General features: G+C 71.6%; 12 protein-coding genes. 6 read left to right on the forward strand and 6 right to left on the reverse strand.

Annotation, left to right across the window (positions count from 1 at the left end):
- Positions 1 to 41: 41 nt before the first annotated feature.
- Positions 42 to 506, forward strand: a complete 465-nt coding sequence (locus tag P1Y20_RS14225; RefSeq protein ID WP_304449313.1) for a hypothetical protein — start codon at positions 42 to 44, stop codon at positions 504 to 506.
- Here P1Y20_RS14225 and P1Y20_RS14230 read toward each other — a convergent pair.
- The 4 genes from P1Y20_RS14230 to P1Y20_RS14245 form a co-directional block, all read right to left on the reverse strand.
- Positions 491 to 3,130, reverse strand: a complete 2,640-nt coding sequence (locus tag P1Y20_RS14230; RefSeq protein WP_304449314.1) for an ATP-dependent DNA helicase — start codon at positions 3,128 to 3,130, stop codon at positions 491 to 493. The genes P1Y20_RS14225 and P1Y20_RS14230 overlap by 16 nt on opposite strands.
- Positions 3,131 to 3,190: 60 nt before the next feature.
- Complete coding sequence (locus P1Y20_RS14235; protein WP_304449315.1) at positions 3,191 to 3,793, reverse strand: cyclase family protein; 603 nt, start codon at positions 3,791 to 3,793, stop codon at positions 3,191 to 3,193.
- The gene (locus P1Y20_RS14240; RefSeq protein WP_304449316.1) at positions 3,793 to 4,611 is read right to left on the reverse strand and encodes an alpha/beta fold hydrolase; all 819 of its coding nucleotides are present in this window, start codon (positions 4,609 to 4,611) and stop codon (positions 3,793 to 3,795) included. Before P1Y20_RS14240 ends, P1Y20_RS14235 begins: the two co-directional genes overlap by 1 nt.
- A gap of 173 nt (positions 4,612 to 4,784) precedes the next feature.
- Complete coding sequence (locus tag P1Y20_RS14245) at positions 4,785 to 5,663, reverse strand: EamA family transporter (protein ID WP_304449317.1); 879 nt, start codon at positions 5,661 to 5,663, stop codon at positions 4,785 to 4,787.
- 81 nt (positions 5,664 to 5,744) lie between these two features.
- Here P1Y20_RS14245 and P1Y20_RS14250 point away from each other — a divergent pair, with 81 nt between their 5' ends.
- The 3 genes from P1Y20_RS14250 to P1Y20_RS14260 are packed head-to-tail and all read left to right on the forward strand — an operon-like array spanning position 5,745 to position 7,235.
- Positions 5,745 to 5,987, forward strand: coding sequence for a DUF7996 family protein (locus tag P1Y20_RS14250; RefSeq protein ID WP_304449318.1), 243 nt, complete (start codon positions 5,745 to 5,747; stop codon positions 5,985 to 5,987).
- A 41-nt stretch (positions 5,988 to 6,028) separates the two neighbouring features.
- Positions 6,029 to 6,289: a DUF8006 family protein gene (locus P1Y20_RS14255; protein ID WP_304449319.1), complete on the forward strand. Its 261-nt coding sequence runs from the start codon at positions 6,029 to 6,031 to the stop codon at positions 6,287 to 6,289.
- 16 nt (positions 6,290 to 6,305) lie between these two features.
- Positions 6,306 to 7,235, forward strand: coding sequence for a CPBP family intramembrane glutamic endopeptidase (locus P1Y20_RS14260; protein WP_304449320.1), 930 nt, complete (start codon positions 6,306 to 6,308; stop codon positions 7,233 to 7,235).
- Between the two features lie 4 nt (positions 7,236 to 7,239).
- On the opposite strand, the gene ahbB is transcribed toward P1Y20_RS14260, so the two are convergent.
- Positions 7,240 to 8,277 (reverse strand): siroheme decarboxylase subunit beta, encoded by a 1,038-nt coding sequence (ahbB, locus tag P1Y20_RS14265; RefSeq protein ID WP_304449321.1) that lies wholly within the window; start codon positions 8,275 to 8,277, stop codon positions 7,240 to 7,242.
- Positions 8,278 to 8,358: 81 nt separating this feature from the next.
- On the opposite strand from ahbB, the gene P1Y20_RS14270 reads away from it, so the two are divergent.
- Positions 8,359 to 9,258, forward strand: coding sequence for an SDR family NAD(P)-dependent oxidoreductase (locus P1Y20_RS14270; RefSeq protein WP_304449322.1), 900 nt, complete (start codon positions 8,359 to 8,361; stop codon positions 9,256 to 9,258).
- Positions 9,259 to 9,294: 36 nt separating this feature from the next.
- Positions 9,295 to 9,792, forward strand: a complete 498-nt coding sequence (locus P1Y20_RS14275; protein ID WP_304449323.1) for a PH domain-containing protein — start codon at positions 9,295 to 9,297, stop codon at positions 9,790 to 9,792.
- On the opposite strand, the gene P1Y20_RS14280 is transcribed toward P1Y20_RS14275, so the two are convergent.
- Positions 9,772 to 10,374 (reverse strand): GNAT family N-acetyltransferase, encoded by a 603-nt coding sequence (locus P1Y20_RS14280; RefSeq protein WP_304449324.1) that lies wholly within the window; start codon positions 10,372 to 10,374, stop codon positions 9,772 to 9,774. The genes P1Y20_RS14275 and P1Y20_RS14280 overlap by 21 nt on opposite strands.
- Between the last annotated feature and the right edge of the window lie 5 nt (positions 10,375 to 10,379).

The following is a 10,379-nucleotide window of genomic DNA, read 5'->3' on the forward strand; positions in this document are numbered from 1 at the left end:
CCTCCCGAAAGCATATGTGTGGGTTCGTTGAACGGTCGCGCATGGACCGACGGTCGTTCGTGACCGGCCTCGGGACGCTCGCGCTCGCCGGGTGTCTCGCCGGTGGTCCCTCCCCGCGGGCCGCCGCGGGGAACGGGTCGACCGACGGCGACGACCGCGCCGACCCGTCGACCGAGTGGCGCCCGTACGTCGACTGCGGCGGGCGCGACGCCGCCCTCCTCCGGGTCGAGCGGACGCGTCGCACCCTCCCCGACGCCGCCTCGCCGCTCGATGCCGACACCCTCCCCGACGACGAGCGGGCGCTCCTCGATTCGACCGTCGAGGACGGCCAGTACGCGACCTGCGACCCCGACGACGCCTTCGAACGGGTCGTCGCCCGGTTCCGTGAGCGGGTGGCCCGCCAGCGCGAGCGCGACCCCTCGCGTTCGCTCGCGTACGTCGCGCTCGACGGCCGCTACCACGGCCTCTCGGTCGTCGTCGCGGACCGGGTCTACGCCTGGCGCTGACGCCCCCAGAACCGCTCCAGCGCGAGGTCGAGCATGTCCGGGCTGACGGCGCTGAACTCCTCGCGCTCTCGTTCCCCCAGCAGGTCGTTCACCGACCGCGGGGTCCCGGCGAGGTAGCGCCGGTCGAGCAGGACGCGGACGCCCACCTCGTCGTACCCCCGGAGGACGCGCCCGAACGCCTGTCGGCTCTTCCTGACCGCGGGGACCTGCACGGCCGTCTCGAAGCCCGTCTCGCGCCCCTCCTCGGAGAACGTCCGTCCGTACGCGTTCATCACCGCCTGCATCCGCGGCGTCGCGGTGTTCGCGTACGGGACGCCGACCACCGCCGCGCAGTGGAGGCGCTGTCCCCGGTAGTCGACGCCCTCGGTCACCGTCCCCCGCGCGCTGGTGACGAGCACCCGGTGGGTGTCGTCGCCCTGGAAGAACCGCGCGAGCATGGCGTCGGTCTCCGAACTGTCGGAGGAGCGGTCCCGGAGGACGGGCTTCGAGACGTGCTCGCGGAGGTACTCGACGGCCCACTCCGCCTCGCGGTAGGAGGGCAGGCAGAGCAGGGTGTTGCCGTGGCCGCGCGCGAGGCGGACGAGCGCGCTCGCGTACGCCCGCCGCGTGCGGGTCATCCCGTCGTACTCCACGACGGGGTCGCCCCGGTTGCGGTAGGTGAACGGCGGCACGTCGAGCACCCAGCTCGCCCGGTTCGCCTCGGGGAAGCCGAGGCCGTACCTCGCCGTCTCCACCCGACGGGGGACGCGGTCGTCGTCCCCCGCGTCCGCTCCGTCCTCGTCTCCTCCGTCCCGCCCGTCCTCCGCAAGCAACGCCAGCCCGCTCACCTGCCGGTAGACGTCGAACGGTTCGAGCGTCGCCGACATCACGACGCCCCCGGCGAGTTCGTCGAACACCCGCGCGAGCGGTTCCTGTGGGATGCAGTTGAACAGCACGAGGTCGGCGTTGTACGCGCTCGCCCAGTCGGGCAGCGTCGTGTCCTCGAGGGCCTTCTCCGAGTACTCGAGTTCCACCTCCCGGAAGTACCGGGCGTGGTCGGCCGTCCCCCACCGCCAGAGGAGGGTGCCGACGGCGTCGCAGACGGGAGTGCGGTCGGTCTGGCCGTCGTCATCGTGGACGGCCGCCACGGCGGCGCCCACGTCGCGCATCCGCCGCCAGACGTCGTCGGCGAACGCCTCGCGCGCGGCGGCGGTGAGGCGGTCCGTCTCGACCGCCTCCGGGTCGCGCAGGGGGAGTTCGTGGTCCGCTTCGGGAAGGGACCCCTCGCGGAACCGCCGCTGCCAGTCGCCGTACTCCTCGCGGAGGTAGGTCGACACCTCCCCGTCGATGGCGTCGGCGAGCCACTCCAGGAACGACTGGGCGACCTCCAGGTCGCGTTCGTCGACGCCGGAGAAGTCGGAGAGCGCCTTCCGGGCGTGGCGACGGTGCGTTTCCGGGTCCGACCCGGGCGCCCCGCCGGTCCCCGAGAGGTACTCCCGCGCCAGCGTCACGTCGCGGTGGGCGGTGCGCAGCGCGTGCAGCGAGAGGGTCTCCGAGAGCAGGTCGCGCACCCGCTCTTCGAGCATGTGCGCCTCGTCGACGACCAGGAGCGTCCCGTCGTCGAGGACGCCCGCCTTCTCGCGCGTCAGGCGGCGCGTCTTCGGGTCGAACGCGTGGTTGTAGTTCCCGACGAGGACGTCCGCCTCGGGCATCAGCGCGGCCATCGACTCGTGGGGACAGACGCCGCGGTCGACGGCCGCCGCGACGACGGCGTCGGCGTCGAGGACGTGCGCCTCCCCCCGCTCGAAGCCGAAGCCGACCCACCCCTCGTCGGCGAAGAAGCGCGCGTAGAAGGGGTCGAAGTAACCCGCCTGCCCGGCGGGGAGGTCGCCCCCATCGTAGACGTCGAGGACGTCGCGCGTGTGCGGCGGGTCGGCCGGGTAGGGCGCACTCTCGCCCGCGGTCTTCAGCCGGGGGCCGTCGAGCGACTCGACGAGTTCGCAGAGCGCCTCCGCGCGCAGTGGGTCGTACCACGGCGCCTCCTCGTCGCGCTCGCCGCGGTGCTCGGGACAGCGCCCCTCGGAGTACGAGAGTCGGTCGCACGACTCGTCGCCGCAGACCTCGATGCGCCCGTCGAGCGCGTCGGGGGCCACGTCGAGGCTGAGCGTCGACTCCCGGCTGACGAGCTTCGCGGTCATCTCGCGCATCCGCGAGGAGGCGTCGTGGACGCCGCCGTCCCCCGGGAACGCCCCGGTACGGGCGTAGGGGAGGAGGTCGCCCTTCCCGACGAGGACGAGGCCCGCGAACGGCTCCTCGCGCCCGCGGTTGAGCGTCCGCACCTCGGTGACGAACTGTTTCAACTGCTGTTTGACGGGGGTGACGGCGAAGACGCGCTCGCCGGCCCCGTCGCGTATCGCCTGCAGGCCGGCGACGAGCGCGATGAGCGTCTTGCCCGTCCCGCAGGCCCCCTCGAGCAGGAGGTAGCCGCCGTCGTCCATCACCTCGCGGGCGCGCTCGACGCCGTCGACCTGCTGGGGGTAGGGGTCGAACGGGAAGAGGTCGCGCCACGCGGCGTCGAGTCCGGCGCGGGGGACGGTCCGCTGGTCGGGGTCGGCGGCCGACTCGGAGGGGGCGGGGTCGCTCACGCTGGCGGCTCTATCCGCTCGATGGGTTATAAACCGTCGGACCGCGTCGTCCCGCCCCGTTCACTCGAGGGCGACGACGCGGGCGGGTGCGCCGTCCGCGTCCGTCAGCGGGACGGGCAGGGCGAAGACGGTGACGCGCTCGGGGAGCGCCCCGAGGTTCGTCAGGTTCTCGATGATGAGGCGGTCGGCCGAGAACAGTTCGTTGTGCGCGAAGAGGTCGGCGCCGACGGGGTCGACGCTCGGCGTGTCGACGCCGACGTCGAACCCGCACTCCGCGCAGCGTTCGGCGGTCTCCGTCGAGAGGTAGGGGTAGTCGTAGTAGACGTCCTGTCCCCAGTAGTCGCTCCAGCCGGTGTGAAAGAGCAGGAGGTCCGCGTCCGAGGAGGGGACGAGGTCCTCGGTGATCGGCTCGTCGGTCCCCATCGGGCAGTCGACGACGACCGCCTCGAAGCGAAACCGCTCGAGGTCGTACTCGTCGAGGGTCTTCCCCTCGGGGTCGACGTGCCGCGGGGCGTCGATGTGCGTCCCCGTGTGCGTGCTCATCCCGAAGGCCGTCACCTGGTAGCCGTCGGCGTGGACGGTGGCGTCGGGCCACGTCTCGACGACGGGGTCGCCCGGGTACGTCGGCATCCCGGGCGCGACGGGATGCGTGAGGTCGTACATCACGCCACGTCGTCGAGGAACGTTCGGACGGCCTCGTTCACCGCCGCCGGCCGTTCGAGGTTCGAACTGTGGCCCGCGGCCGGGATGCGCGCCAGCCGGGCGTCGGGGAGCGCGTCGAGCATCGGCTCCGCGCGCTCGACGTCGAGCGCGGCGTCCTCCTCGCCGTGGACGACCAGCACGGGGACGTCTATCTCACCGAGCCTGTCCGCGACCCCCTCCCGGTACAGCCACGACTCCACCTCGCCGACGACCGACGCCGGCGGGTAGGTCTGCCATCGCTCGACCCACTCCGCGACGAGGTCCGGGCGCTCCTCGTGGGTCGTCCGGCCGAACAGGAGGTGTGACACCGTCTCGGCGAGTCGTGAGGGGACGGCCGGCGCGTCGCGGAGGCCGGCTATCATCTCCTCGTACGTCTCCTGTTCCTCGGGGGTGTGCGGGTCGGCGATGCTGTCGATGAGGACGAGACCGGACAGGCGCTCGGGGTACCGGAGCGCGAACCGCAGGCCCATGAACCCGCCCATCGACATCCCGCCGAGGACGGCGCGCTCGATACCGAGGTGGTCCATGAGCGCCGCGCAGTCGTCCGCCAGGTCGTCGAGGTCGTACGACTCCCGGTACCGGTCGGTCCGGGCCCGGAGGTTGTACGCGACGACCCGGTAGGCGTCCGAGAGCGCGCTCACCTGCGGGGCAAACATCGTTCGGTCCATCAGCGTTCCGTGGGCGAGGAGTACGGCGGGTCCCGCCCCACGGTCGACGGCGTACGCCGACCCGCGTCGTCGATACGCCTGTGTCGAATTGGTGGCATCCTCTTCCGACATAACACGAACTATCTCTGCCGAGTAACATATACCTAGGCAGGTAGAAGTATTTTTCCAGAACGGCGATTGAAGATACGTAGAACGGTTCGCGATTCGATAGCTCAACGAGCAGTCTCGAACGACCGATACAGCAGGGGTCGGGTCCCGGCGGCGCGACGTCCCGACGATGCGACTCACCCGAGCGCCACGAGGACGACGCCGACGACGGCGAGGACGCTCGCCACGAGGCGCTTGCCGAACGCCCCCTCGTCGAGGACGACGCCGCCGACGACGACGGCGACGACGGCCTGCGAGTTGACGATGGGCGAGGCGACGCTCGCCGGAATCGCCTGGAACGCGAGCGCGTTGACGTGGTTGACACACGCGATGAGCAGGCCCATCCCGGCGACGCCCGGGTACGCCCGCCGCGGGAGGGCGTCGAGGCGCGACCGGCCGAGGGGGGCGGCGACGACCAGCACCCCGAGCAGGGTGAGCCAGACGACGAACGGGACGGGGAGCGCGAGTTCCTGGAGGAGGACGCGCTTGGCCACGTCGGCGACGCCGAACAGCGCAGCGCCCGCCAGCGCCAGCTGGGCGGGCGTGTAGCTCAGCGCCCGTCGGAACGGGGCGAGGAGCGCGCCCGGTCGGTAGTTCGCGACGTAGATGCCCGCGGTGGCGACGACGACGCCCCCCACCTGCCACGGGCCGAGGTACTGCCCGAGCGCGAGCACCTCGATGGGGAGGACGAACAGCGGGACGAGCTTGTTGAGCGGCGTCACGTAGGTGACGTCCCCCCGGTTGACCGCCAGCAGCGAGACGACGATGGCGACGCCGGTGAGCAGCGCCGTCGCTCCCGCGGCGCCGACGGCGTCGGGCGCGCTCACCACCTCGGCGACGGGCGCGTCGTCGGGCCACGAGAGCGCCGCGAGCGGGAGGTACCAGCAGAGCGCCGTCGCGTACGCGCCCGTCATGTACGCCGTCGTCGGGTAGGCCCCGAAGAAGCGCTTGTAGAGGACGAGGTAGCCGCCGAAGAGGAGGGCGGCACAGACGGCGTAGAGGAGTCCGACGTTCACGGTCCCTCGTTCTCTCGCACCGTGAAAGGGCGGTCGGTTCGGACCGAGGGGTTGAGGGCCGTGGCGCCCGTAGCGCCGCCGATGAGTGACCACGCATCCGACCAGGTCGACGGGGACGACGAGGCGTTCCTCACCGACCGCTTCAAACTCGGGGCGGCCATCGCGCTCTTCGGCGTCCTCGCTCCCGGCATCACCGACTACGCCCTCACGGCCCTCGGGGCGCCCGGTCTCGGCGCCGGCGTCTGGGCCATCGGCTACGCCACGACGGTGGTCGTCCTCTTCGTCCTGTTCATCCGACCGCTCGACATCGGTGCCGAGCGGTAACGGAAGGTTGAAATTCGATTCGCCACGAGTGGTAGTCAAGAATGCTCACGCTCCCGCTGCAGGTCATCGACAGCTTCCTGCTCCAGTACAACATCGGGCAAGCGTTCCTCTTGCTGTTCGTCGTCGGCCTGCTGGCGACGCTCCCGCTGAAGAGCAAGACGGTCGTCGGCCTGCACGTCGTGCTGTTCGGCCTGCTGTTCGTCCTGACGCCGCTCAGCATGATGGACAGCGAGTTCATCTACCGCGCGTTCGGCCTCGCGCTGGTCGTCGTCGGCCCGATGGTCATCGTCTCCGGACAGTAACACGACCCCACCGCCCGTGCCCTCCATCTCTCTCCTCCGAAACCCGCAGGAAGGTCGCCTCAGAGCACCCTGGCGCCTCCTGCTCCAGACGCTCTTGCTCCTCGTCCTCGCGACCGCCACGCTCCTCGTCCTCTCGCCGCTCTCGACTCGCGCCTCGCCGCTCGCGCTCAACACGCTCGTCATGGCCGTCGCCGTCGCCCTGAGCGTCGCCATCGCGGCGCGCGTGCTCGACCGCCGCCCCCTCGCCGACCTCGGCCTCCACATCGACCGGCAGTGGTGGCTCGACTGCGGCTTCGGCCTCGCGCTCGGCGCCGGCCTCCAGACGCTCCTGTTCGCCGGGCAGGTCGCGACCGGCCTCGTGGTCGTCACGGACGTCGCGCGCGTGACGCCGGCGCTCCTCGGCGGCGTCGTCGGCGCGCTCGCCATGTTCGTCGCCGTCGGCGTCTACGAGGAGGTGCTCTCGCGGGGGTACCAGCTGACGAACGTCGCGGAGGGACTCCGCGGCTACCTGGGTCACCGCGGCGCCGTCGCCGTCGCGGTCCTCCTCACGTCCGTGCTCTTCGGCGCGCTCCACGCCGCCAACCCCAACGCGACGGCGGTGAGCGTCCTCGGCATCTCGCTCGCGGGCGTCTGGCTGGCGCTCGGCTACGTCCTCACCGGCGAACTCGCCATCCCCATCGGCGCGCACATCTCGTGGAACTTCTTCCTCGGCGTCGTCTACGGCCTCCCCGTCAGCGGCAACCGCCTCGACGCCTCGTTCGTCGAGGCGCGGGAGGTCGGCCCCGACCTGTTCACCGGCGGGTCGTTCGGCCCCGAGGCGGGCCTGCTCGGCATCGCCGCCGTCGCCGTCGGGTGCGTCGCCATCGTCGGCTACGTCGGCGCGCGCGACGGGCGCGTCCCGCTGGCCGCGGCGGTGACCGTCCCCGAACTCCTCACGCGGGAGTGAGCGGTCACTCCCCGACGAGTTCCTCGTACTGCGCGCCCGTCTGCTTCAGCGTCGCCGTCGAGTAGAGCCGTTCGTGGTCGAAGGGGAGGAAGTCGGCCGCGAGTTCGTCTATCTTCTCGTCGACGGCCGCCGGGTCGCGCCCGTGAATCATGGTGAAGAGGTTGTACGCCCAGTCCTGGCCGGGCCGGCGCGGGCGGTGGTAACAGAGGGTGACGTAGGGGAGGCGCCCCACGCGCTCGCCGCGGGCGTCGAGGGCGTCGTCGGGGACGTCCCAGACGACCATGCAGTTGGCGTCGAAGCCCGTGACGACGTGGTTGACGACGCAGCCGACGCGCTTGATACAGCCCGACTCGAGCAGGCGGTCGACGGCCGCCACCACCTCCCCGGTGTCGGCGTCGATGGCGTCGGCGACGTCCGCGTAGGGAGTGAGTGAGAGGGGAAAGCCCCCCTGAATCTCGAGGAGGAGGCGTCGGTCGAGGGGCGAGAGGTCGGCGGTGGCCTCCTCGGAGATGCGCGTCGCCGTCACCTCGGTCGCGTCGAGGGACTCGCGGGCGAAGCGGTCCTCGTTGACCACCGGGAACTCGAGGTCGATGTAGTAGTCCGTGAGCATCGGGAGGTTCAGGACCCGACACCCGGTCCGTGTCTCGATGTCCGCGAGGATGCGGTCGCGCGTCGTCCGCGACCCGGCGGTGACGACGAACCACATGTTCCACTCGTGGTCGCGGCGGTAGTTGTGGTTCACCTGCCGGTAGCCGTTGATCACCCCGGCGACCTCGTCGAACCGTTCCTCGGGTGCCTGGACGGCGGCGAGCGTCGAACTGCCGATGACCGGCGGGTTCAACACGGCGCCGAAGCGCCGGAAGATACCCCGGTCGCGGAGGCGCTCGACGCGCGCGAGCGCCTCCCGCTCGCTCACGCCGAGGGCCGCGCCGACGGCGCGAAACGGGTGCGGTTCGACGGGAAAGCCGCTCTGGAAGTCGTCGACGAGTCGAGCGTCGACCGCGTCGAGGTCTGTGCGCCAGTCGTCCTCCAGGGTGCTCATCGTCTCCCGTACGGCCTCGGGAACTTACACGCTGTCGGTTCCGCGCGACACGGTTTTGCGGCCCCCACCCGACGACCGGGCATGGACGAGACCACGGGGACGATGGCCGGGAAGATAGTCGTCCTGACGGGTGCGACCAGCGGCATCGGTCGGGTCGCCGCCCGTCGCCTCGGCGAACGGGGAGCGACGGTGGTGCTCACCGGCCGCGACCGAGAGCGGGGTCGGGCGGCCCTCCGCGAGGTCCGGGAGGCGGGCGGGGACGGACGCTTCGTCCGTGCGGACGTCGCCGACCTCGACGCGGTCCGGTCGCTGGCCGACGTGGTGCGCGAGCGCTACGACCGCCTCGACGTCCTCGTCCACAACGCGGCGCTGTCGCTGTCGTCCCGGCGGACGGTCGACCTGGGCGGGCGGGCGGTGGAAGCGGTGTTCCTCGTCAACCACCTCGCACCGTTCCTCCTGACGTACGAACTGGTCGACCTGCTGGTCGCGTCGGCGCCCGCCCGGGTGGTCGTCACCGCCTCGTCGGTCCACCGGCGCGGCGAGCTGGCGCTCTCGGACCTCGCGCTCGACGACGAGTACGACGCCCTCGACGCCTACGCCCGCTCGAAACTGGCGAACGTGCTGTTCACGGTCGAACTCGCCGACCGGCTGGCGGGTACCGGCGTCACGGCGAACGCCTATCACCCCGGGTTCGTCCCCGGGAGCGGCCTCTACCGCGATACGAGTCTCCCCCTCTCGCTCGCGGTCCGCCTCGCCGCCCGCCTCCCGTTCGTCGGGACGAGCGTCGCCGAGGGGGCGGCGGGACTGGTCGCGCTGGCGGCCGACGCCCCGGCCGACCTGACGGGAGCGTACGTCGCGGGTCGCTCGCGCGAGACACCCGACGACCGGGCGCACGACGCGGCCCGTCGCGAGCGACTGTGGAACGCGAGCGCGGACCTCGTCGGCGTCCCCCGGGCGCTCCCGCTCCGGGAGCGGGGGTAGAGGGAAATAGGTCGACGTCCTATCCCCTCGCGAACAATGTCATCCGCACGTGAGGTCCCCGACTGGGTTACGCTCGGGGCCGACGAGTCGGTCGTCTGGAGCGGCCACCCGAGCTTCTACCCCGTCGCGATGTCGCTGGTCGTCGGCGCCGTCCTCTTCGTACTGGGGCCGATTTCGACGGTGTTCCTCCCCGACCCGTGGCGGCTGGTGGGGGTCGTCCTCGTCGTCGCCGGCCTCGCGCTCATCGGCTGGACGTACCTCTCGCACCGCAGCACGCAGTACGTCATCACGTCGAACGAGGTGTACAAGAAGACGGGCCTCGTCTCCCGGCAGGTGACGAGCCTCCGGATGGGGCGCATCCAGAACACCACGTTCACGCAGTCGTTCCCCCAGCGCCTGCTCTCCTACGGCGACGTCCACATCGACACGGCGGGGTCGGGCGCGACGGAGATCGTCTTCGAGTCGGTCACCGACCCCCAGCGGGTGAGCCGCCTGCTCACGGAACAGCTCGACTCACACGCGGCCGCGGTCTGAGCCCGCCGCGCCGGCGTCCTGCCCGAGCGAGCGCCCCATGACGACGTACGGCCGGCCGTCGTCGGACTCGAACGGCTCGTGGACGACGTCCCAGCCGCGGCGCTCGTAGAACCGCCGCGCGGGGTCGTTCTCGACGCCCGTCGTGAGGAGGCTCGTCGCGTTCTCGACGCCGTCGAGCAGCGCGTCGTGGAGCGTGCTGCCGAGCCCGCGCTCCCGGGCCCCCACGTGGACGCCCAGTTCGACGAACTCGAAGCAGTCGGCGAGCCACCGGTCGCCCTCCTCGACCGGGAGGCTCTCCCTGAGCAGTCCGTGGTAGTACTGGTCGGGTCGGGAGGCGTAGCCGTAACAGTAGCCGAGGACCGCCTCGTCCTCCCCCTCGACGCCCGCCGCCGCGAGTTCGTCGGGGTCCGTGGCGAGCGCGACGACCCCGCGGTAGCCGGGGTACGTCGCGTGCGCCGAGAACCGCTCGGCGACGCTCGTGCGCGCTTCGCCCTCGCCGGCCGACGCCCACACGTCGCGGTAGCAGTCGATGACGCGCTCGAACGCCGGGCTCTCGGGGACGAGTGGAATGAAGTTCACCATTGCTG

It is taken from the genome of Halomarina ordinaria, from assembly GCF_030553305.1.
In the GTDB taxonomy this organism is placed as follows: Archaea; Halobacteriota; Halobacteria; order Halobacteriales; family Haloarculaceae; genus Halomarina; species Halomarina ordinaria.